Annotated in this window: 20 protein-coding genes, 4 tRNA genes and 1 riboswitch; of the genes, 5 read left to right on the forward strand and 19 right to left on the reverse strand. The window is 38.1% G+C overall.

Annotated features, from left to right (window positions below; genetic code table 11):
* Positions 1-309: 309 nt before the first annotated feature.
* Entirely contained in the window at positions 310-1,281 is a 972-nt protein-coding gene (locus BIV60_RS13280) for a helix-turn-helix transcriptional regulator (RefSeq protein ID WP_071356220.1), read from the reverse strand.
* A 115-nt stretch (positions 1,282-1,396) separates the two neighbouring features.
* Between BIV60_RS13280 and BIV60_RS13285 the strand changes: the two genes are divergently transcribed.
* From BIV60_RS13285 to BIV60_RS13295, 3 genes are all read left to right on the forward strand, one after another.
* A complete protein-coding gene (locus tag BIV60_RS13285) occupies positions 1,397-1,876 on the forward strand; it encodes a GyrI-like domain-containing protein (protein ID WP_071356221.1) in 480 nt (159 codons plus the stop codon).
* 23 nt (positions 1,877-1,899) lie between these two features.
* Positions 1,900-2,364, forward strand: coding sequence for a phage tail protein (locus BIV60_RS13290; protein WP_071356222.1), 465 nt, complete (start codon positions 1,900-1,902; stop codon positions 2,362-2,364).
* Positions 2,365-2,764: 400 nt separating this feature from the next.
* Positions 2,765-3,715, forward strand: coding sequence for an isopenicillin N synthase family dioxygenase (locus tag BIV60_RS13295; RefSeq protein ID WP_071356223.1), 951 nt, complete (start codon positions 2,765-2,767; stop codon positions 3,713-3,715).
* A 242-nt stretch (positions 3,716-3,957) separates the two neighbouring features.
* Here BIV60_RS13295 and BIV60_RS13300 read toward each other — a convergent pair whose 3' ends face one another.
* From BIV60_RS13300 to BIV60_RS13320, 5 genes are all read right to left on the reverse strand, one after another.
* Complete coding sequence (locus tag BIV60_RS13300; protein WP_371261531.1) at positions 3,958-4,836, reverse strand: TRM11 family SAM-dependent methyltransferase; 879 nt, start codon at positions 4,834-4,836, stop codon at positions 3,958-3,960.
* Positions 4,837-5,000: 164 nt separating this feature from the next.
* On the reverse strand, positions 5,001-5,357 hold the full coding sequence (locus BIV60_RS13305) for a nucleotide excision repair endonuclease (protein ID WP_071356224.1): 357 nt from the start codon (positions 5,355-5,357) through the stop codon (positions 5,001-5,003).
* 151 nt (positions 5,358-5,508) lie between these two features.
* On the reverse strand, positions 5,509-5,844 hold the full coding sequence (locus BIV60_RS13310) for a zinc ribbon domain-containing protein YjdM (RefSeq protein WP_071356225.1): 336 nt from the start codon (positions 5,842-5,844) through the stop codon (positions 5,509-5,511).
* Between the two features lie 170 nt (positions 5,845-6,014).
* Positions 6,015-7,379, reverse strand: a complete 1,365-nt coding sequence (locus BIV60_RS13315) for an amino acid permease (RefSeq protein ID WP_071356226.1) — start codon at positions 7,377-7,379, stop codon at positions 6,015-6,017.
* 134 nt (positions 7,380-7,513) lie between these two features.
* Positions 7,514-7,594, reverse strand: a riboswitch (glycine riboswitch).
* A 521-nt stretch (positions 7,595-8,115) separates the two neighbouring features.
* On the reverse strand, positions 8,116-9,420 hold the full coding sequence (locus tag BIV60_RS13320; protein ID WP_071356227.1) for a helix-turn-helix domain-containing protein: 1,305 nt from the start codon (positions 9,418-9,420) through the stop codon (positions 8,116-8,118).
* A 206-nt stretch (positions 9,421-9,626) separates the two neighbouring features.
* Between BIV60_RS13320 and BIV60_RS13325 the strand changes: the two genes are divergently transcribed.
* Both BIV60_RS13325 and BIV60_RS13330 read left to right on the forward strand, forming a co-directional pair.
* Positions 9,627-10,841: an MFS transporter gene (locus BIV60_RS13325; RefSeq protein WP_071356228.1), complete on the forward strand. Its 1,215-nt coding sequence runs from the start codon at positions 9,627-9,629 to the stop codon at positions 10,839-10,841.
* Complete coding sequence (locus tag BIV60_RS13330) at positions 10,838-12,265, forward strand: M20 family metallopeptidase (protein ID WP_071356229.1); 1,428 nt, start codon at positions 10,838-10,840, stop codon at positions 12,263-12,265. Before BIV60_RS13325 ends, BIV60_RS13330 begins: the two co-directional genes overlap by 4 nt.
* A gap of 131 nt (positions 12,266-12,396) precedes the next feature.
* Here BIV60_RS13330 and rlmH read toward each other — a convergent pair whose 3' ends face one another.
* The 13 genes from rlmH to BIV60_RS13395 all read right to left on the reverse strand — a co-directional run bounded on the left by rlmH (position 12,397) and on the right by BIV60_RS13395 (position 22,459).
* Positions 12,397-12,876 carry a 23S rRNA (pseudouridine(1915)-N(3))-methyltransferase RlmH gene (gene rlmH / locus BIV60_RS13335; RefSeq protein WP_071356230.1) on the reverse strand — a complete coding sequence of 160 codons (480 nt, stop codon included), beginning with the start codon at positions 12,874-12,876 and terminating at the stop codon, positions 12,397-12,399.
* Positions 12,877-12,977: 101 nt separating this feature from the next.
* Entirely contained in the window at positions 12,978-13,136 is a 159-nt protein-coding gene (locus BIV60_RS13340; protein ID WP_071356231.1) for a CxxH/CxxC protein, read from the reverse strand.
* A 141-nt stretch (positions 13,137-13,277) separates the two neighbouring features.
* Complete coding sequence (locus BIV60_RS13345) at positions 13,278-14,507, reverse strand: S1C family serine protease (RefSeq protein ID WP_071356232.1); 1,230 nt, start codon at positions 14,505-14,507, stop codon at positions 13,278-13,280.
* A 185-nt stretch (positions 14,508-14,692) separates the two neighbouring features.
* Positions 14,693-15,487, reverse strand: a complete 795-nt coding sequence (locus tag BIV60_RS13350; protein ID WP_071356233.1) for an MBL fold metallo-hydrolase — start codon at positions 15,485-15,487, stop codon at positions 14,693-14,695.
* A gap of 6 nt (positions 15,488-15,493) precedes the next feature.
* Positions 15,494-16,294 (reverse strand): two-component system regulatory protein YycI, encoded by an 801-nt coding sequence (locus BIV60_RS13355; RefSeq protein ID WP_071356234.1) that lies wholly within the window; start codon positions 16,292-16,294, stop codon positions 15,494-15,496.
* On the reverse strand, positions 16,281-17,603 hold the full coding sequence (locus BIV60_RS13360) for a YycH family regulatory protein (protein ID WP_071356235.1): 1,323 nt from the start codon (positions 17,601-17,603) through the stop codon (positions 16,281-16,283). Before BIV60_RS13360 ends, BIV60_RS13355 begins: the two co-directional genes overlap by 14 nt.
* The gene (walK, locus tag BIV60_RS13365; RefSeq protein WP_071356271.1) at positions 17,600-19,426 is read right to left on the reverse strand and encodes a cell wall metabolism sensor histidine kinase WalK; all 1,827 of its coding nucleotides are present in this window, start codon (positions 19,424-19,426) and stop codon (positions 17,600-17,602) included. The genes BIV60_RS13360 and walK overlap by 4 nt, the downstream gene beginning before the upstream one ends.
* 8 nt (positions 19,427-19,434) lie before the next feature.
* Complete coding sequence (yycF, locus tag BIV60_RS13370; RefSeq protein ID WP_071356236.1) at positions 19,435-20,145, reverse strand: response regulator YycF; 711 nt, start codon at positions 20,143-20,145, stop codon at positions 19,435-19,437.
* A gap of 164 nt (positions 20,146-20,309) precedes the next feature.
* Positions 20,310-20,382 (reverse strand) — tRNA-Phe (locus tag BIV60_RS13375).
* A 6-nt stretch (positions 20,383-20,388) separates the two neighbouring features.
* Positions 20,389-20,465, reverse strand: a tRNA-Asp gene (locus tag BIV60_RS13380).
* Between the two features lie 66 nt (positions 20,466-20,531).
* Positions 20,532-20,603, reverse strand: a tRNA-Glu gene (locus BIV60_RS13385).
* Between the two features lie 36 nt (positions 20,604-20,639).
* Positions 20,640-20,715 (reverse strand) — tRNA-Lys (locus BIV60_RS13390).
* Between the two features lie 451 nt (positions 20,716-21,166).
* Positions 21,167-22,459, reverse strand: a complete 1,293-nt coding sequence (locus BIV60_RS13395; RefSeq protein WP_071356237.1) for an adenylosuccinate synthase — start codon at positions 22,457-22,459, stop codon at positions 21,167-21,169.
* Between the last annotated feature and the right edge of the window lie 124 nt (positions 22,460-22,583).

Here is a 22,583-nt window from a genome sequence, read left to right on the forward strand (position 1 = left end):
CACTCTATTGAAGGATTGAAGGATTGAAGATTGAATCCCAAGTTCCCAATTACTAGGTTATTTCCCTCCATTGAATGAGGGGTGTTGTCAAATGACTTTGTTTAAACTGAAATAAGACCCAACTACCCATCGTATAAAAAACCGGTCACTTGACCGGTTTTTCTTATTTTACGTTAAGAGCAGTACTAATAAAAGTGCTATTACCCTTTTAAGGCATTTCCAACATTTTAGAAAACTTTATCCCCTCTGGGTGTGAGAAAATAAAGGGTAATTGACCACTGGCCAAGCCCAAAATTATTGGGGTTTTAATTAAGACTGCTTTGGGCAGAATAAGCATAGTCTCTCTTGTAAACCTTCTAAGATTTCTTCTGGCACTTCCCTGACTTTGATATCCCCACCTAGAAAAAGTAGCCAATTTGTTATTTCAGTCAATTCTTCGCGATTATTAACATTGATAAATGTCTTTAGAATGGCTGTGGTTTGGTAAGGATTCGTATAGGAAATTGAAACTTTTAAAGGATGGTATTTTTTGAACTGGGCAATCGCCTTTGGACCAAGTTCAAGGACTAGGTTCATTACTTCCTCCTGCTTACTTAGTTTTTCTAAAATCTTTTTCTTACTTAATTTTTTTGTCGTAGGGTATCGTTCAACATTGGTGAGATTGTCGACAGGAAAAACCTTCCTCTTACCATCCTTTAAATCAAAGCCATCAATCATCCAGAGGCCTTTTTCATGATAAAGGTGCAAGAGATAAATTGGATAAGAATTTATTACCTTCTCTTCTTTGAAGGTAATCAATAAATAACTATCCAAAAGAAGGATTTGGATGAGTTTTTCTAGAATAGGATGAGGTAGGTCTGACAGTTCAAGTAATTCGGGATTATTTGGATTGGTCCCTTCAAAAAGCAAGATTTGATTTAATAGAACAAGGTCATCTTGCTGGTTTTCTGAGATGAGGCCTAGTAATTTTTCAGCTAAAGACTGACGACTCTTTAAATAAGGGAGTTGTTGATTTCTTGTGGCCATAAAGGCAATAAAAAGAGCTTTAATCTCATTATCGGTAAAGCGAACAGTGGGCAAGACAGAGTTGTTCATGACAAAATATCCCCCATCCCTTCCAACTTCAGCGACAAGTGGCATCCCCATGGCTTCAATTTCTCTGATATCTCTAATAGCTGTCGAACGAGAGATGTTAAATTCTTGCATGATTTCAGAAATTGTAAAGTGGGCGCGGTTGTTGATATACCGCATGATGGTATTAATCCGTTCAACTTTTTTCATTCAGCTGCGCACCTCCTAAACAGTATCATTTTTTGACATGATTTAAGGCTATTATAAACTTATCAAGTGAAAGAACAAATCATTTGATTAATTTTAAAAAAGGAAGGTTTTGAATATGGCAGATTATACTCTAGAAGAAAAAGACAGCTTTACCGTTTTAGGTATTGGAACTGAGCTTAAGAGCAATTATACAGACTTTGCTGGCATAACCAAGGAAAAGGCAGACTTTTGGCACGCTGTCAAACAAGATGGAAGGCTTGACACTTTAAAGGCAATTGCCACTAATGACTACATTTTTGCCGTGAACGAAGCGGTGAATAACAAGATGATGCATTATGCCGGCGTCATGACAGATGCATCGATATCAGAAGAATCCAGACTTATCCAATTTCCTAAGGGGGAATACCTAGTTGTAAAAGGAGAAGGGAATACGGCTGATGAGTTGAGTAATATGCTTACTGGCATTGCCTTTGGTCAAGCCTTGGCAGAAGCAAAGAATGTTGCCTATGTTGGCGGGCCAAATGCAACGGTTGAGATGGGGCAGCGAAACGGCTTAGTATTTGGTGAAATGTGGATTCCTGTTGTCAGGAAATAAAGATATAAAAGGAGGGATTGGAATTGTCCTATATCGTTGATTTTAAAAATGTGTCTACGGTTGGGTTAGAGTCTTCACCTGTAGTAAATGCGCTTGCTGGTTTACGTGCTAATGAAGCCCGTTACTTTATGAACAAATACAAGCATGAATTTACGGTTGTACCAGCCAGCGAAAGCCAGGAGACCCTTGATTATGTGAACCGAATTTTGAAGGAAGAACGTGATATTGAGTTTGCGGCCAAACCTTTAGAAACGTCGCATTTTCAAGTGGAAAATATTAAAATGGCCTACGTCTTTTATGAGGATGGTCTCTCGGTCAACGTCATGTATACGGTTGATGACTCTAAGAAACGGGCCGTTGGTTTTAAGCTTTCTGAGGGGATGGAGGTACCAAAGGAGTTAGAAGGGAAGTTTAAGTTCGCTAGGCAGAAATCTAAACTCGCTGGAACCATTCGGGGCTCGTATTTTGTAATTAAAGGAGAATATTAAAGTAAGCAAAAGCACAAGTGGAGAAATTCAGCCATTTTTTGTATTTGGTCATTCTTTTTCTTAATATGGATAAGAAAATCCTGATTGAGCAATAAAATTAAATTCATCGCAAGAGCAAAAACAACCATTTATAAAAACAAATGTTCATCTAGGCCTTCAAATAACAATACAGCACCTCTCCATCAAACTAGAGGGTGCTGTTTATTTTTTTTTCGCAAAAATCCTCATTTACTTTTGGTAAGGTTCACCATGATCAATCTAAATGAGGTTTTAGTCCCCCTTAAAATGTGAAATATTGGTAAAATACAATACTATGATATTTCTATTGTGCTTACACTAATGTTGTGGTACTTTTATATGGTTGTTAACGCTTACATAATTGTTAGGAGACAAAAAGAAGATGACAAATCAAATCATTCGTACCTTAGACTTAAAGCAATTCACCTACGGGAATTCAGAACAACGTGCTGCATTTGCAGAAGAATTTGCTGCAGGTTTAAAAGAGACAGGCTTTATCATTTTAGAGGGCCATGGAATTGATCCTAAGCTAATTGAAAAAAACTACGAGCTATGGAAAAAGTTATTCAGTCTAGATGAAAATATAAAAAAACAATATGAAGGAATTAACGGAGGTCAACGTGGATACACAGGTTTTGGTAAAGAGCATGCTAAAAACCGTACAGTTGGCGATTTAAAAGAGTTCTGGCATGTTGGACAAGAACTGCCTGTAGGCCATCCGCTTACTAGTCAATATCCTGCCAACATTTGGCCAACAGAAGTTCCTGAACTGAAACAATTTGCTGTAAACTTTTACAGTGAATTAGAGCGCGTGGCACGTAATATGCTAGAAGCACTTGCGATGCATTTTGATCTTCGCCCTAACTTCTTTGCTGATATGATCAAAGATGGAAATAGTATCCTTCGATCGATTCATTATCCTCCGTTAGAGGAATCAATGGATCCAAATGCCGTTCGCGCAGCCGAACATGAAGATATTAATCTAATTACTTTATTAGTGGAATCCACTGCTTCAGGACTAGAACTGTTAACACGTGAAGGGGAATGGATGCCAGTAAAAGCTAAGCCAGGACAAATTATTGTCGATGCTGGAGATATGTTATCTCGTATTTCAAATGAAGTAATCCCGGCCACAACGCATCGCGTTGTGAACCCTGAAGGAGAAAACACAGCTCGTTATTCTATGCCTTTCTTCGTACATCCATATAGCACTTGCTTATTAGAAACCATTCCATCTTGTATTTCTGAAGATAATCCAGAAAAATATCCTGCCATTACAGCTGGCGACTTTTTGTATGAAAGATTGGTTGAGATTGGCTTAATAAAGAAATAATGCGTCTGGATAATAGATAAATATATTTAATTTTTCCAATTCAAGCAAACTGTCACAAAGTAAAGGATGCACATTTAAGCATCCTTTACTTATGAGTTGAATATAAAGGATCCCCCATTCCATTTAATGCCTCTTGAATGTGTCTGCTCCTTCAATTGAGAGGTAAACACCTCATTTACTTATGATACGGTTCTCCCAGTGCTGTATCTAAATGAGGTTTTATTTTATAAATTATTAAAGACTTACTTACAGATAATCACTTCACGAGTAAAGGACCCTTTCTTAACAACAGCGCGGTCAATAATGAAAAACCCAACATTTATGAGGATTTCATCGATTGGTTCAACGGTTACCACTACGACTTTTCTAGCAAACCTGCGCGCACTTCGGAGCATTTCGGTCTGCTCTTCAGGTGTTATAACAGAACACAAATTGTAGGGTAAATCGATAAACGCTACATCATATTGATTTGTGATGTCACAGATATCTGTTAATTTCACTTCTCCAGAAAGCCCAAAGTGGGCAATATTCTCTCTGGCTCCACCAAGAATAAGAGGGTTCCTGTCGCTCCCCACTATGTCAATCCCCATTGATAATGCTTCCACAAGTACCGTCCCAATTCCACAGCAAGGGTCAATTGCCTTTATACCACTTGGATTAGGAATAGCGATATTCACAACTGCTCTTGCCACACGTGTGTTGAGCGCAGTGGAATAACTATGCGGCTTCTGTTGATGTCGAAACCAAACAGACTCACTTTTAACATAATCTCCGAATACCCATCTTCCGTTTACATTCATGACGCCAAACAATCGCTTTGGGTGATGAATATCAGCCACACCATTGATATGTAATCCTATTTCCTTCTCAATTGCACGTCGGTTCTCAAATCCTTCCTCTACATTTTTTGAAGGACTACCATTTTTTACATAATATACTTTGAACGTTTCCCCAATTACTTGTAGGGCTGCTACTTGTTCAATGAGATTTTGAAGACTTTGCCCCTCATAAATTACAGCAAGTCTATCCTTAATAAACGGACTTCGACTTGGATCAATTTTTACATGGCTTTCCAAGATGCTAGTTTGTGACTCTTTCCCAAATAATGAGCGCATTTCCAAAGCACACAGTTGGCGTTCATCCTCATAACAAGCATATGTATATATATAGGTCTTTGGTTTTGTGTGTTGACGTTCCAATACCAGCACATCCTTTAAGATATCAATTATAAAAGGCAATAGGTCTGACTTATTTATCAGTACCTATTGCCTTTATTAATGAAGATTCACCTAAAAAATATCTTGTCTATATTGTACTTCGACTTGAGTTCATTAATAATATACGTTTCATAAATTTCTCTATGTACAGGGTCTTCAATTATACAAACATCAATTTTAGTAACTTCATCTCTATGCATTTTAATTGGGGATACAGTATCTTCAAAATGCTTTTTAATTCTTTGTCGTAATTTCCTTGCTTTACCAACGAATAATAGCTCTTGTTTATTGTTATAAAACATAAAAATGCCACCCTTATCTCTAGGAATAAGGTGGAAATCTGTAAACCCATAAATATTACTTACCTCTGGGTTCTTCTGTTTAGTAATAGTAACACTTGGTTTTGGAATGGTTATGTTGATCACTTACGTTCACTTCCTCCTTCGATTTCTGTAGTTGTAAAAATAAAAACTGCCCCTATTTATTGTACGGTTTACCGTAGACAGCCTAAATAGTTTTTTCTGAAATGATATGATATTTAAATAAACAATGTAAAGCCTATTCCCCTGAAATTATTTATGCTTTTTTAACAAATTCCGATTTTAATTTCATTGCTCCAAAGCCTTCAATTTTACAATCGATATTATGGTCTCCATCAACCAAGCGTATACTTTTTACTTTAGTACCTTGTTTTAAAACCGATGAACTTCCTTTTACCTTAAGGTCTTTGATGACTGTGACAGTATCACCATCGTTTAATATATTACCATGTGCATCTTTAACCGACCTATTATCTTTACTATTGTCCATTTTTTCATTCCACTCGTAGCCGCATTCTGGGCAAACAAAAAGATTTCCATCCTCATAAGTATATGTTGAATGACATTTTGGACAATTAGGCAAGTTAGTCATAATTTATTTCCTCCGCTAGCTCGTTTAATAATTTCTACAAATACAATATCTGTTTATACACCATATTACAAAAAAAATAAAGTGAATTAAAAACCTTATTTAAAAATTGTGCCTGTCCCTCCTCGAATGAAGCCGACAAAATGCGGGTGGTGGCAGGCACTTATTTTATTCTATGCTGATAATTTAATATTTTTTTCTTCTTTCTTCCTATATGAATACCAAGTAAATAATAGAATAAACCATAGAGGTGTTAACAAAAGGGCAGGCCGTGTAACTTCAGCAAACAGCATAATAATGAGAATGATGGCAAACAAGATTAGGACAACGTAATTAATAAATGGTGTGAATGGCGCTTTAAATTTTGATTTTGCCTGTAATTCTGAACGTGTTTTCTTATATTTTAAATGGCAAATCAGAATGACACCCCAAACCCAAATAAAACAAATAGCACTAATAGTTGTCACGATTCCAAAAGCTTGTTCCGGAATAAGCTTGGTCAAAAGAGCTCCCACCGATAGAACTAGCGTGGAGATCCATAACGCGTTACCTGGGACATGATTTTTATTTAGTTTTGCAAAATTAGATGGCGCCTGGTTATTATTGCTTAAACTATATAGGATACGGCTTGTTGAAAACATTCCGCTATTACAAGCAGAAGCTGCTGAAGTTAATACGACAAAATTAATAATTCCTGCTGCAATCGGAATCCCGACTAAACTAAACGTTTTAACAAAAGGACTTTCTGCTGCATTTAATGCCGTCCACGGGTTAATACATAAAAGGACAATAAGCGCACCAACGTAGAAAAATAGAATCCTTAAAGGAATTTTATTTATAGCCGATGGAATATTTTTTTCTGGATTCGATGTTTCCGCTGCCGAAACACCTACTAATTCCACACCGACAAATGCAAATACAACCATTTGGAATGAAAGTAAGAAACCTGAGATTCCGTTTGGAAAAAGTCCCCCATGTTCCCAAAGATTTTTAATCGTAACCACACCTTGACTTGTCTTGAATCCCATCACCAGCAATATAATCCCAATGACAATTAATACGAGAATCGTTATTACCTTTATTAAAGCAAACCAAAACTCCAATTCTCCAAAAATCTTTACAGTTAGTAGATTTAGTCCTAGTAAAATCATCAAACAGACGATTGCAGGTATCCATTGTGGAATGTGAAACCAATATTGTACATAAACACCAACAGCAATCACATCACCCATAGCAGTCATAATCCAGCAAAACCAATAGGTCCATCCGGTTACAAACGCAAACCGAGGTCCAAGATAGTCTTCAGCAATGTCTGTAATAGATTGATAACCTGCTTTAGACAATAGGAGTTCTCCTAGCGCCCTCATAACAAAAAAAACGGCGACTCCTACGATTAAATAAGCAAGGATGATGGATGGACCTGCCAGTTGGATGGCTTTACCGGATCCTAAGAATAATCCAGTACCAATGGTGCCTCCAATTGCGATTAGTTGGACATGACGATTTGATAAATCCCTCTTTAATTCTTGTTGTGCCAATCCTAACTCCCCCTAATTAAATATTTTAGTTAAAACAATAAAAAAAGAGATTGGATATCCTCCAATCTCTTTTCCAAAAGAATAATAAATAATATTTGTTATGCTAAATATTATCAACACAACAAATAAATATTCAGTACTCTTCTGTCCTTTTGCCTGAGATTGTGAACCCTTCGGCGCCGCAAAATTCTTGCGATCTCTCCAGAAGCTGCTCCTGCTATAGTGTTATCCATAGCAATCATAGCTTGCTAATTATTAAATTTTATTAACTATTGCTAAATAATTTTTAATTTTAGTAGTAGTTAAATAATTTGTCAAGCACATAAATAAAAATCCCATTTAAACTCTCATTTAGAGAAAATTTTACAATGCTCCAATAAAAAACTATTTTTATCTGTGATATATTTATGAAACCGAAAAACTTGAAAACAACGAAAACCAATTCGCAGTCGGCCTGAAATAGTTGTTGCTCAAAAGCAAAAAGGACTAGAATATAGTTTTTACCTTGCAAAAGCTGAAGCAACTAAATCTGAGAATTAATAATAAAATAAAACGGCTGCACTTGCTGCCGTTTTATTTCACTCAATAAGTTTTATATATTAAACAATTCCATCATCGATTTATCGATAATTAACTCAAATCTCTGCTTTACCACTATTTGTGATATGGTTCACCGTAACGTATCTAAATGAGGTTAATAAAAAGGCGTCATACTTCACTTCATTTTTCAAAATGTTTAATCTAAATCAAGAAAGTTCAATTTATAAACCTTTTTGGGTCTTCCTCTAAGTTTTTCTTGTTTCCTGTACGAGATATGTGCTGCTCCCTTTTCCTCAAGCTTATTTAAAATTCGGTTGGCCTGACGTAAAGTAATCTTCAAGTGATAGGCCAAATCGTCTGCAGTTAGCTCATCGGCCTGATTCTTGGAAATGACCGCCATAATTTTTTTGATTTGTAAGGTCGATATTTCTAATTTTTCACTAAGTTGTTCTAACTGCGGTTCAACTGTATTGTTAATTTGTATGCAATTGTCTTCTCCAAGCGGGCCAACGATCTCTTCATTTGCAGTAATCACATAAGTACAAGAAATCTCATGTAATTCAGCTTCTTTATTTGCGTTTTCAGCAGATGTTTTAGCTTGATACAATGTGGAACCGATTCCCCAACCTATATATGTATTGAATGGGAGCGTCCGATTCAGGTATTCAAGAACAGAACATTGCGTAAACTGCTTTGTTAAGTCTTTGAGTTCTCCATAGGAGGTAATCACTTCAAAACAGTCATGCTTTTTTTGAATGACAGATAGTGCATTGGTTTGATCATTGTACTCCATGAGTGCTTTATGGAGGAGAATTTGTTTGAAATCCAAATCAGACATCGAATCTTGACCTTCAATCGTGATAATCCCAATTGCCCACTGGTTGTCCAATAAATGAGCAAGCTGTACCTCAGTAATGATTTGCTTCATCTGTTCCACTATAGATTCTGTGGAAGGGAAAATAAAAGTATACGGTATGCCTGACTCCTCGAGACGGTCAACCACATTACTCATACGCGTAATCGATAAATCGATCTTCCCCTGCTTCCATAATGTTAGATGCTTCTCAAAAGTCCTTTCATAAATACCATCTGAAAATTCAAGATCATTTGTATAAGGGAATTCATCCGCTTTTAATACTCCTTTTAGACCCATATAGTCATTTTCTTCACTTATAAAATCAATAAAAACTCTTGAAAAGTTTAAATTTTTATTTGTATTGCTAATAGAAAATAAATGCTTATAAAAATCCCCTTCGGGTATATCCAGATAAAATGTTGGAGTTGGCAAAAGTGTAGTATTCTTGCTCAGTATTTTATAACCCAATTCTCCACTAAAGACAAACCCATCACAAAACGGCTGATATTGTTCATACAGATCCTTAATCTCGCTAATTTTCCGATAAGGAATGAAAATCAATTCACTTTGGTCCCGGATCATTGGTTCTATTTGCTTTATTTTTTCAAGAGAATGAGGAGTCGTAATTACGCCAATTTTAATCATAAGCCATTTCCGCTCCTTTCATCATTACAAGTACCATTATTATACTAGTTTACTTGATTTAATACTAACCACCTGTAATTTTCTGAAAATTTTAAGTTGAAATTTTATTGTAATTTTTTTAATTGGTGTTATAATTCTTTTAAGACATGTCTTAAATGTTTCCAAAAATAAATAATTTTAAACATCATGAAAGGGATGATTTTTTAATGGGTGACAGCGTATACAACAAGAAAACCAAAACAATTGTTTTAACCCTTCTTTTTTTAACATGGATTGTCAACTATTTGGATAAAAATTCTATGAATGTCGCTATTATCTCCATTTCTAAACAATTTCATTTAAATCCCACCCAATCGGGAATGATCATCAGCAGTTTCTTTCTAGCTTATGCCATTATGCAATTAATTGGAGGATGGCTAACGGATAAATATGGTTCAAAAAAAATTATCCTTTGTTCGTTAATTGTATGGTCTGTTTTTACCATTTTTACAGGCTTCGCCTGGTCGTTCCTGTCTTTAATTGTCATTCGCTTCTTATTTGGATTTGGGGAAGGAAGCTTTCCCGCTGCCAGTTCTGTTGCTTTAGCAGAAAACTTTCCTAAAGAACAACGCGGAAGAGCAAAAGGACTGTTATCAAGCGCGACACAGATTGGGGCCATCATTGCTACTCTTCTTGCCGCCTTACTGATTAAAAGCGTTGGGTGGAACGTAATGTTCTATATCTTTGGTTCGCTCGGTTTTATTTTTCTTCTTCTCATGTGGAAATACCTCCCTGAAAGAACTCAGGAGAAAGGTAAAAAAGACAAGCCAAAAGTATCTTATCTAAACGTCTTAAAAAATCCGCTTGCCTGGAAGTTAATGCTCATTTATTTTGGCATGAGCATGGTGAACTGGGGGTTAAGTTCTTGGCTGCCATCCTATTGGGTAAACGTGCGTCATCTTGAATTAGTGAAAACAGGCTTTATTTCTATGCTTCCCATTTTATTTTCTCTTATTGGAATCAACGTTAGCTCCTGGGCATTAGATAAAATGGCAGAGGGGAAAGAAAAGTTCATTATTATATTAGGTTCTCTCATTGGGATTTTCTCACTTTACTTCACAATGAATGCAGCCTCTATTCCTATGGCGCTTACCTTCCTTTGCCTAGCCTATTTTGGAGTTGGTCTCATCTCTGTTGTCCTTGCTCTTCCACTAAAATATTTCTCTCAAGAGTCAATGGGAACCACAGTTGGAATTATGTATTTTGGAGGACAAATGGCAGGAACCATTGCACCAACTTTAATGGGGTACATGATCACTTTATTTAAAGGTTCTTACTCAGGAGCTTTCACATTATTGATTCTCTCTCTCGTAATCCCTATCTTGACAAGTTTATTTTTAAAAACAAATTCGACACAACAAAAAGGAAGTAATGCAGCATGAGTGATATTAAAAAAATAATCGAGATCATTGAAGAAAAAAAAGACACGTTCATACAAATCAGTGACCAAATCTGGGAATTTGCAGAAACACGTTTCCAAGAGGTACAATCGGCTGAGCTCATTTGTCAAACGCTTGAATCTGAAGGATTTTCAGTTGAAAAAGGAATTGCAGACCTGCCTACTGCTTTTGTTGGCAGCTTTGGTACCGGAAACCCTGTTGTAGCCATTCTTGGTGAATATGATGCCCTTTCAGGACTAAGTCAAAAAAGCGGCTCTACCTTTCCCGAGCCAATTGAAACAGGCGGGAATGGACATGGCTGCGGGCACAATCTTTTAGGAATCGGTTCGCTTGCTGCTGCGGTTGCTCTAAAAGATATGATGGAACAGAATGGATTAAATGGGACGGTAAGATATTATGGATGTCCAGCTGAAGAAGGGGGTTCCGGGAAAACTTTTATGGCAAGAGCCGGATGCTTTCATGATGTCGACTTTGCTTTATGTTGGCATCCTTGGACCACCAATACCATTTTACCGGGAAAATCATTAGCTAATTACCAAGTATACTTTAAATTCAAAGGAAAAAGTGCCCATGCTGCGGTTCAGCCACACTTGGGAAGAAGCGCACTTGATGCCGTTGAACTGATGAACGTTGGAGTCAACTACTTACGTGAGCATATCATCTCAGAAGCAAGAGTCCATTATGCTATCACGAACACAGGCGGATTTTCTCCGAATGTGGTTCAAGGAGAAGCAGAGGTTCTTTATTTAATTCGTGCACCTAAAACGCAGCAAGTTAAAGAAATTTACGAAAGAGTTTGCAAGATTGCTAGAGGCGCAGCGCTTATGACAGAAACAGAGGTAGAATTTGTTTTTGATAAAGCCTGCTCCAACCTGATTCCCAATACAACTCTTAACGCTAAAATGGCTGAAGTAATGAGTGAAATTGGCGCTCCGATTTATGATGAAGGGGAAATCCATTTTGCCGAACAGCTTCATGCTACATTAACGGATGGAGATCGGGAAAATGAAATGAACAATCTACCAAATGAAGTAGCTGAGGCTCTAAAGGATAAAGCGATTTCCGATATTAATAACCCATACTCTGATGATTTAGCCGATAAACCACTCGGAGGCTCGACAGATGTTGGAGATGTAAGTTGGATTGTACCAACAGTGCAAGTTGGTACAGCCTGCTGGGTTTTAGGAACACCGGCACATACTTGGCAAGTTGTTACAATCGGCGCTACATCTATTGCTCATAAAGGAATGCTTCAGGCAGGAAAAGTTTTGGCAGGAACAGCACTTGAAGTGATGAAAAATCCTGAACTCCTGGAGAAATGCAAAATAGAACATAAGCTGCGGTTAAGCGGCGATACCTATCAGTGTCCAATTCCTAAAGAAGTTATTCCTGCTTGCAATCGATAAATGATTCAAAGTAATCATCTATCTAAAGGTAAAATTAGCATATGGTCATACTAGTAACCATATTCAACTATTAAGGCTTCTCTTTGGAGAAGCCTTATTTATTACCTATGATTGTACATTATAAACCTCATTTACTTATGATATGGTTCCCCTCGGTTAATCCGATACGCCCGGTAAATCTGCTCCACTAGGATCAACCTCATTAATTGATGTGGAAAAGTCATCTTTGAGAACGATAATTGCTCATTCGACCGCCTTATTACTTCCTCACTCAGCCCCAACGATCCTCCGATCACAAAGGCAATCTTACTTTTTCCATATGTCGCTAATTTATCTATCGTCTCCGCCAGCTCTTCAGAGGACTGCATTTTGCCGTTAATCGCTAGTGCAATCACATGGGCATCCGCACTGATTTTGGCCAAAATCCGTTCGCCTTCTTTTTGTTTTACCTGGAGCATTTCTGACTCACTTAATTCTTCTGGTGCCTTTTCATCAGCGACCTCGATTACTTCCACCTTTGCATAAGCGGATAATCGTTTTAAATACTCATCGATTCCTTGTTTTAAATATTTCTCTTTTAATTTGCCAACCGTCACAATCGAGATATTCACAATCCACAGCCCTTTACAAAATGATTACAAACAGCTTACAAACAACATATCCACAGAAGTTATCCACATATACACATTTTTTATCCACATCTTGTATGGAATCACTTGTTCGCCACAATATATACAGCGTTATTTTGACAATATTCACAGGTTGTTGATAAATTATCCACATCCAGTTTTGTTAATACCGGAAATGTTTCGTGCTCATTTACAACCGTATCTAATGCAATATCCACATGCTCATCGCAACAATAAATCATCCTCAACTTCACCTTTCAAAACAAATATTTTCTTTAGTCTTATTTTTTACTTTTACATCAACAGACATACTAAACCCCATCCATGTTACCACAAAAAAGCAGGAGGGTGGCCATTTAATTCACCTCCTGCTTCTTGCTAAACTATTGCATTTTATCGCTCGACAATCGCATGGTTGTTTCTTTTAATTTTCCACTGCGATAAAACTTAACCTTCATTTGCTCGCCAATTTTCTTATCTTGATACAAATGCTTCCGTAATTCGAGGACATCATTTATCTTTTTCCCATCCAATTCCACAATCACATCAAGTTCCTTTAAGCCCGCCTGAGCCGCTGGTGAATTTGATACAACCTGGCGAAGTGCCACACCATAGTTTATGCCTCTTGGCAATTTAAGGGCTTCTTCTTGATAGTAGGCAGGAATTTCAGAAACTGATTTCAAGTCAACCCCCATATATGGCCGCTTTACACTTCCGTATTGCTCCAAATCATTAATGATTGGTTTTGCGGAATTAATCGGGATCGATAAACCGATTCCTTCTACTGCCTCTTGGGAAATTTTCATCGAATTAATTCCAACCACTTGTCCGGCAATATTAACTAGAGCACCGCCGCTGTTCCCGGGGTTGATGGCAGCATCTGTTTGCAGAACCTCCGCTTGCCAATCAATAATCCCATCCTGATTGATATCGATCGGGATCGTTCGTTTTAACCCTGAAACAATTCCCTGTGTCACGGAACCGGAGAAGGTAGGACCAAGCGGGTTTCCAATCGCGATAACCGGCTCGCCCATTTTTAACTCATCTGAATTTCCGAATTCAGCAATTGTTTTCACATGGCTGGCATCAATCTCAAGAACGGCTAAATCGCTCCAAATATCGCTTCCAAGGAGCTTTGCAGGGAGTTTTGTTCCATCGGTGAGGCTCACCTCGAGCTTTGTTGCTCCTTCGACGACATGGTGATTCGTTACAACAAAGGCTTTATTATCAACTTTTTTATAAATAACCCCTGAGCCGGTTCCAGCTGCCTCTTCAGATTTTTTCCCGCTATCTGACCAAAAATTTGTCGATTGGATATTAGTGATCCCCACAACTGCCGGACCTGCTTTATCAACGGCCTTGGTCGTATTGGTGGTCACATTATAAGATACATTCTGGACAATTCCTTGATTGTTCGTAGTATTTGCTCCAGTTGAAACTTGATTTTTCGGTTGAATATTGTAGGGGAGAACACCTGAATTGGCCAAGCTCGGAATGAACATAACTACCAATACAGCTCCAATAATAGCTCCAACCAGGCTGGAGAAGAACAAGCCGCCTCTGCCTCTTTTTTCACGATAACGTCCATTTGATTGATCATCATAAAAACCCATTATCGATTCCCTCTCTTTCGAAAAGCTGCTACCGTTTAGTTTGGCTTATATATACAATTATACTCTTCTAACGGGAGATTAATAAAAAATGCAATTTCTTACAATATTCTTCCATAATGAGACGCAATTTAGACATAAAAAAAGCAAGACTGGAATAGTCCCGCTCTTTTTTCCATTACTATATTTTATACAGCAGTCAAAACGGTAGGGGTTTTTGGGTCGGTATCGTAGAGCTCAAATTGCTCCCCAACAATCAAACCGCGGCTTTGCAGTGTTTGGGATACGGACATTCGCGCCAAATCCTTCATATTATTATCAAGGCTCAAATGGGCAAGATAGACCCGGCGCGTCTTTTCTCCAATCACATCGCTCATTGCCACCGCCGCATCTTCATTGGAAACATGGCCGACATCACTTAAAATTCTCCGCTTAATATTCCAAGGATATCGCCCCATGCGCAGCATTTGTACATCATGGTTCGATTCAAAAATATACGCATCAGCGTTCGTAATAATTCCCTTCATCCGATCACTGACATAACCGGTATCGGTAATCAAAACAAGCTTTTTATCGGAGTGATGGAAAACGTAAAACATCGGTTCTGCTGCATCATGTGAAACACCGAAGGATTCGATCTCAACAGCCCCAAAACTTTTTACCGTTTCCATGTTAAAAATGAACTTTTGCTCTGTTGGAATTTCTCTCACTAAACCGTCCATAGCCTTCCAAGTTTTTTCATTCGCGTAAACCGGAAGCTTATACTTACGTGCCAGCACACCGACACCCTTAATATGGTCGCTGTGCTCATGGGTAACAAATATCCCTGAAAGTTTATTAATGTCGCGGTCAATTTGTCCAAATAGGCTTTCCATCTGTTTTCCGCTAAAACCGGCATCTACCAAAAAGGAATGTTCATCGGACTCTACATATAGTGCATTCCCCGTACTTCCACTCGCTAAAATGCTATAACGCAATGACATTCTCGTTCACTCCACTACACTTTTTTCGTTGCTGTTAAATTGAATAATCTGTCCTTCAAATGCATTTACAAACAGGCTCTCTTTATCATCAACCACAAAACGCCATGTCGGTGCCAGCACTTGAGAGGCTGCAAGCTGTATTAAAGTGGAATATCCAAGCTCAACCTTTGTTATCGTGCTCTTTGGTTTCAGAATTCCTTTTTGATGCAGTGTTTCGATTGCCTTTAAAGGAGTGAGGACTTCTTCTTTTGACGAAGCCGAAAGTTTTTTAATTCCCTCCAAATAGGTCTGCTCGTAGGAGGCAATTTGATTCTTGTTATTCAAATGAAATGTAATCATCCCATTAATATTATGATATAAAGGATAACTATCACTTTGTTGAAAATAGATTATCGTTTTTTGTGTATCATTTTTTTCCCAAAATTGATATTGGTCCCCATAAAGAACATCACTTTTTAAAAAGGCAGCCAGATCTGCTGGTTCAAATTTTGAGCTTAGTTGTAATGGATTTCCCAGTTTCGCTTGGATCGTTGTTTCATCCTTTAGAACAGCGGCTTCTCCCTCTAAACGTTTTAAATCACTTTTCTTAAATTTCTTTGGCTTCGCGCTTAAATATTGTGCCTTAATGGGTGCTTTTGGGAGATCACCGAATTTAATTTCATCTGCTTTCAGTTTTTCTTCGAAGGATGCTTCGGTAATTAATTCATACTTGTTTGCATCCCGGATTTTCAGAAATTGAAAGAGCAGATACACATCCAAAATTAAAAAGGTAATAATGAAAATCGTTTTAATTTTACTCCAATCCATGCTTAAAGCCTCCCTGGTTTCCCATCGTAATCTGCACCCATGTATCATCATATTGATAAAACCAGGCAGGTTCTAAGAGGATTATCTTGTTTTCCTGTGAATCCCGTTCCATTCGGTATCCCAGCATAATCTTTTTCAATAATTCAGGATGGTAATTCTTTTGACTTTCTAAAACTTTTATTGCCTCCCGTCCCGATGGAAGAATCATCTTTTTCGTTTCCGAACGGAGCGGTAAATCCAGGGAAATATTCGGCCTTACATATTTCATAATTGCATTTTTTCCCCAAACTTCCTTAATTTCTGAAGCTCCTTGGTCATTATAGACAGGATAGCCGTCCATGCTATATAAGCGGAAGATGACTGTCTGATTGGATTCATCCTTGGCAACATATCGGTACGGATCTGTCCAGCCGCCATGCTCATTGACAAAATCAATGCTCTTTTTAACTAAATCATAGGAATTGGAAGGATACATATTTTCGACCGTCGGATTTACATACACAAGCATATTGCTGTCATAATAGACATTCAATTTACTTGAATCGTTCGTGTATTCTTCCCCGTGTGGAAGAATACTCTTTTGCACAAAGCTTGGGTCATCAAAAAGCGCTTTTTTAAATTCATTGGAATTCAATGTTCGGGGTAAATAACGGTACTCCATCATTTCCGTTTCACTTTCGGGAAGGAAAATCGTCCGTTTATTTGTAGGCTTATAAGCAAAATAACTTGGTAAATTAACTGCCTTTTTATAAAAATCCTTTTGAAATCCCTTCAATAGACCGGATGAAATATGGCTGATAAACACTTGTTGATGTTCTGAAGAAACAAAATATACCGTGCCGAAATCTTTGCTGGAATTTTCAAAATTAATTACAATTCGGTCAAAATTGAAAGAGGCGATTTTGCGTTCTTCAAAATTAAGTACACTACGGTACAAGGAAATTGGAATCTCCCCGGGGAAAATAATTTCCGCTTTTCCGTTTTCATGAACAAAATTATTGACGTTTCCTACCTTTGTGGTGTAATTCTCCACATCCAAAAAGGTCCATTGGCCTAATTTCTTCATAATACTCTCAAGTTCATCGGTATTGGATGTTCCATAGTGATGACCATTGATATGATATATAATTTGATCCGGTTTTAAGATTTTTTGCGCTTCCTGTTTTTCGCTTAGCGTAACCTCTGCAACCGTATTCTGATTTTTCATCGTTTCATAATTGGGCTGATATGACCATAAATTCCAGGTTAACACAATACTAACCAATACTAAAATGGTTAAAATTGCAGATTTTATATTTTCGTATCTCATGACCATTCATCCTCTTCAGAACCCTCATACGGCAGGGAAAAAGCAATAACCGTTCCTTTCCCTTCCTGACTGGTTGCCCAAATTCCACCGCCATGAGCATTAATAATTTCCTTTGCAATGGCAAGGCCCAATCCTGTACCTCCGAGCTTTCGGGTTCTTGCTTTGTCAACTCGATAAAAACGCTCAAAAATCTCCCCGATATTTTCCTTTGGAATCCCCATTCCCTGGTCGGATATACTGACAATAATTCTTTCTTCTTCCTCCTGTATGGAAAATCTAACCTGTCCTCCTTCAGGTGAATATTTTAATGCATTGGAAATAATGTTATAAAGCACTTGTGTCAACTTATCTTCGTCAATTTCAACGAAGATTGGATTTGTTGGCAGCTCTCTTTTAAAGGTAACATTTTGTTCTTTTGCCATTTCAAAACGATCGATGATACTGTGAAAGAAACTTACAAAATTCACCCACTCAGGAGAAAGCTTATAGTCGGTGCTATCCATCTTAGATAACGTGAGAAGATCATTCACAAGCCGAATCATTCTTTCCGTTTCTGTTCGTGTAACCTCCAAGAAATTTGGGGCAATCTCCTCATCTCTCCATGCCCCATCTACCAGAGCCTCGAGATAGCTACGCATCGTTGTTAGCGGCGTCCTTAATTCATGCGAGACATTTGCCACGAATTCCCTGCGGTCCGCATCAATTTTTTCTTGTTCCGTAATATCATGAAGAACCGCAATGAGTCCATTGACAAAGCCTGTATCCTTTTGAATCACCGAAAAATTCGCCCGAAGAATATACGGTTTTGTTTTCGTACTGTAATCCAGGATTAATGAATCATTTTCCTCAAGCAAATCTTCAAACGTATTCGTTTCATTTAATCCTAAAAGGGATACAATCGACTGAGAAAGAACTGTTTCACGTGAAACATCCAGCATCTCAGCCGCAGGTTCATTGATTAAAATAACACGCCCTTTCCGGTCCGTCGCAATGACTCCATCTGTCATATACGATAAAACGGTGGAAAGCTTTCTCCGCTCTCCTTCTGTCATTGCCTGGGCTTCCTGGAGCTTTTTCGTTAAATTATTAAAAGTCATCGCTAATGTGCCAATTTCATCATTTCCGTACACCTTAACTTTTCGCGAAAAGTTCCCCTTTGTCATCGCGATGGCCTGTTTTTTCAAATCTGCAATTGGCCTTGTGATGGTCTGGGCCAGCAGGATTCCCAAAACAGCAGTAATGGCAAGCGCAATCCCGGTGCCTGTAGCAAAAATGCCATTTATCGTCTTCATTTGTACAAAGACGTTTTCAATTTTGGCAATAAGATAAATCGCTCCAATCACTTTTTTCCCCGATTTAATTGGCTTCGACAGAACCCAGATCCTATGCCCAGATTGAGGGTCTATTAAAATACTGCTTTGTTCCTCTTCTAATGTAAGCGTCTGTTTTACCCTTAGGTCCGTCGAACGCTGGCCAACAACCCCTTGATTATTAGGGTCAGAGGTTCCAAGAATTTTTAACGAACGCCCATCAATCACACGCACCTCTGAAATATCAACAGCAGTGAAGTCCTTGAGAATATTTTTAATATCTTCTTCAAGTGTTGGATCTTCAGATGTCCGTTCTTTTTTCATTTCCTCAACAATATTATAAGCAAGCAAATTGACACGCTGTGTTAAAGAGGTTTGGAAGTTGGTCCTTAGTGTTTCTTCTAATTGCTTTACAAAATAAACTCCGATGACTTGCATGGCAACTAAAATGAGCAGGACATAGATGATAACAAATTTAACATGTATGGATCGAAAGAAACCAACCTTTCTCATGAAGGCCATTACTCCTGTTCAGGATTGCGCAAATAATATCCAACTCCTCTTCGCGTTACAATCCAAGTTGGATGACTTGGGCTATCCTCAATTTTTTCCCGCAGGCGTCGAACGGTTACGTCCACAGTACGGACATCACCATAATAATCATAACCCCATACGGTTTGTAATAAATGTTCTCTTGTCATCACCTGGCCAATATGCTGCGCCAAATAATAGAGCAGTTCAAATTCACGATGTGTTAATTCTATCGTTTCCCCACGTTTTGAAACGATATAGGCATCAGGATGAATGACGAGCGAGCCAATTTCAATTTCATTTGTTTCTGTTTCTTCTTCTGCCGGTGCGTTAAACTGCTGGTGACGGCGTAAATTTGCCTTCACGCGGGCAATCAGTTCTCTTGCGCTAAAAGGTTTTGTTACATAGTCATCTGCACCCAGTTCTAGTCCAAGGACCTTATCAATTTCTGAGTCTTTTGCTGTTAGCATGATAATCGGCATTTCAAATTTCTTGCGGACTTCCCGGCAGACTTCCATTCCGTCTTTTTGAGGAATCATAATATCGAGAAGAATTAAATCCGGTTGAATTTCCTCCACCATTTTAATTGCTTCATTTCCATCATAGGCACAATAGACATTGTAGCCTTCTTTTTTTAAGTTGAATTGTAGAATATCCGCAATCGGTTTTTCATCATCCACGACTAGAATTTTTTTCTCCATACCCATTGCTCCTTTATATTTAAATCTGAATAAAAGTCATATATACTCTATTTTACTTTATCATTAAATCCGTTTTAAATCATCTATTAGTAGTATTTGCTACAATTGCCATAGGATAATGTGAAAATAAAAAAAGAAGTTTGCGAAAGCAAACTTCTTTGAAATGGCTCAGGACGGAATCGAACCGCCGACACAAGGATTTTCAGTCCTTTGCTCTACCGACTGAGCTACTGAGCCAACTAGTGGCGGTCCGGACGGGACTCGAACCCGCGACCTCCTGCGTGACAGGCAGGCATTCTAACCAACTGAACTACCGGACCAAATATTTAATAGCAGTCAGCAAGGAAACCGTCCTTGCCAGTCACTCACTGACCGCTAAATGCCTATGACCCCTACGGGATTCGAACCCGTGTTACCGCCGTGAAAGGGCGGTGTCTTAACCGCTTGACCAAGGGGCCATATAATGGAAAGTTATTTTACTACGTAAAAAAACTTGGTGAGCCATGAAGGACTCGAACCTTCGACCCTCTGATTAAAAGTCAGATGCTCTACCAACTGAGCTAATGGCTCGTATTAGGGCTTGTCCGTCATTAAGTTCTCTTTCGTGACGACGCTTTTTATAATATCATGGATTCTATTAAATAGGCAATACTTTTTTTAAAAAAATTTAAGTATAATTGGTGAAAAGTTTTTAAAAAAATAGGCTCCGTTATAACTGAATGTTGATTTTACTGTGTTTGAAAAATAAACGGTAAAATTCCGCATAAATTTGGAAATACCCATATTTCCTTAAAAATAAAGAAAGTTTTTCCGTTTATATTATCCAAATCTTTGTTTTTTGTTTTATTTAGAGCAGTTAATCGGAATAACTTCGCTTATATCTGCTTCTTAAGCTTCCAATATATACATTAGCCGGAAATTCTCCGCCTATGAATTCTCATACCAACACGAAGATCAACAATGAATAATAACAGAGCCAAAAAATAAAAGCCCCCCAAAAAGGAGGACCTTTACCAAAAAATTATGCTTGTCTCCAAGGGCTGCGGACAACATTTGTTTGATTACGATCCGGGCCAACAGAGAAAGTAGATAAAGGAATGCCTGTAAGCTGTGTTACACGCTCAACGTAGTGGCGGGCATTGGCAGGCAGTTCATCTAATGATTTGCAGCCTGTGATATCCTCAGACCAGCCTGGTAATTCTTCATAAACAGGCTCACATTGCGATAACACCTTTAAGCTTGCAGGATATTCTGTAATGATTTCATCCTTATATCGATATGCCGTACAGATTTTTAATGTTTCAATACCAGTTAAAACATCAATCGAGTTAAGTGACAAATCAGTTAGACCGCTGACACGGCGGGCATGACGGACAACAACACTGTCAAACCAGCCTACGCGGCGTGGGCGGCCAGTTGTTGTACCATATTCACGGCCAACTTCACGGATTTGGTTACCGATTTCATCAAATAATTCAGTTGGGAATGGACCGTCACCAACACGAGAAGTATAAGCCTTACATACACCGACAACATGAGTAATTTTTGAAGGGCCAACACCGGAACCGATTGTTACTCCCCCTGCAACAGGGTTTGAAGAGGTAACAAACGGGTATGTTCCTTGGTCAATATCAAGCATAACACCTTGTGCTCCTTCAAAAAGAACACGGCGTCCTTCATCCAATGCATCATTTAAAACAACAGAAGTATCGCAAACATAATGTTTAAACTGTTGTCCATATTCATAATATTCATCAAGGATTTCTTCTTTTGTAAATCCTTCCGTTTCATAAATTTTTTCAAATAAGCGGTTCTTTTCCGCAAGGTTTCTCTCTAGCTTTTCTTCAAAAACTTCGCGGTCAAGCAAATCAGCAATCCGAATCCCCACACGTGCTGCTTTATCCATGTAGGCAGGGCCAATTCCTTTTTTCGTTGTTCCAATTTTGTTATCGCCTTTGCTGGCTTCTTCGACTTCATCCAATTTAATATGGTAAGGAAGAATGACATGTGCACGGTTACTGATACGAAGATTATCGGTTGAAATGCCTCTTTCATGTAAGTAAGCAAGTTCAGTCACAAGTGCTTTCGGATCGACAACCATCCCGTTACCGATTACACTAATTTTTTCTTTTGAAAAGATCCCTGATGGAATTAAGTGTAATTTATAGGTTTCTCCATTAAATTGGATAGTGTGCCCGGCATTGTTGCCTCCTTGATAACGAGCAATTACTTCTGCATTTTCAGAAAGGAAATCAGTAATTTTCCCTTTTCCTTCGTCTCCCCATTGTGTACCAACAACTACTACTGATGACATGTAAGGCACCTCCGAAATTTAACTAACATTTATTATTTTAATTATCCATCACACAGTTTATCAATTTACCGAGGAAAAATCAAACGAAACACGAACGTTTTATACAAATTTAATAAAATATGTT

This window comes from Bacillus sp. MUM 116 (assembly GCF_001866655.1).
GTDB lineage: Bacteria > Bacillota > Bacilli > Bacillales > Cytobacillaceae > Neobacillus.

What these genes read in the sequence shown, in the direction of transcription:
- BIV60_RS13280 (WP_071356220.1), bottom strand. Translation starts at nt 1,281, where the DNA reads ATGAAAAAAGTTGAACGGATTAATACCATCATGCGGTATATCAACAAC.
- BIV60_RS13285 (WP_071356221.1), top strand. Translation starts at nt 1,397, where the DNA reads ATGGCAGATTATACTCTAGAAGAAAAAGACAGCTTTACCGTTTTAGGT.
- BIV60_RS13295 (WP_071356223.1), top strand. Translation starts at nt 2,765, where the DNA reads ATGACAAATCAAATCATTCGTACCTTAGACTTAAAGCAATTCACCTAC.
- BIV60_RS13310 (WP_071356225.1), bottom strand. Translation starts at nt 5,844, where the DNA reads ATGACTAACTTGCCTAATTGTCCAAAATGTCATTCAACATATACTTAT.
- BIV60_RS13320 (WP_071356227.1), bottom strand. Translation starts at nt 9,420, where the DNA reads ATGATTAAAATTGGCGTAATTACGACTCCTCATTCTCTTGAAAAAATA.
- BIV60_RS13325 (WP_071356228.1), top strand. Translation starts at nt 9,627, where the DNA reads ATGGGTGACAGCGTATACAACAAGAAAACCAAAACAATTGTTTTAACC.
- BIV60_RS13330 (WP_071356229.1), top strand. Translation starts at nt 10,838, where the DNA reads ATGAGTGATATTAAAAAAATAATCGAGATCATTGAAGAAAAAAAAGAC.
- BIV60_RS13340 (WP_071356231.1), bottom strand. Translation starts at nt 13,136, where the DNA reads ATGATTTATTGTTGCGATGAGCATGTGGATATTGCATTAGATACGGTT.
- BIV60_RS13345 (WP_071356232.1), bottom strand. Translation starts at nt 14,507, where the DNA reads ATGGGTTTTTATGATGATCAATCAAATGGACGTTATCGTGAAAAAAGA.
- BIV60_RS13350 (WP_071356233.1), bottom strand. Translation starts at nt 15,487, where the DNA reads ATGTCATTGCGTTATAGCATTTTAGCGAGTGGAAGTACGGGGAATGCA.
- BIV60_RS13355 (WP_071356234.1), bottom strand. Translation starts at nt 16,294, where the DNA reads ATGGATTGGAGTAAAATTAAAACGATTTTCATTATTACCTTTTTAATT.
- BIV60_RS13360 (WP_071356235.1), bottom strand. Translation starts at nt 17,603, where the DNA reads ATGAGATACGAAAATATAAAATCTGCAATTTTAACCATTTTAGTATTG.
- walK (WP_071356271.1), bottom strand. Translation starts at nt 19,426, where the DNA reads ATGAGAAAGGTTGGTTTCTTTCGATCCATACATGTTAAATTTGTTATC.
- yycF (WP_071356236.1), bottom strand. Translation starts at nt 20,145, where the DNA reads ATGGAGAAAAAAATTCTAGTCGTGGATGATGAAAAACCGATTGCGGAT.
- BIV60_RS13395 (WP_071356237.1), bottom strand. Translation starts at nt 22,459, where the DNA reads ATGTCATCAGTAGTAGTTGTTGGTACACAATGGGGAGACGAAGGAAAA.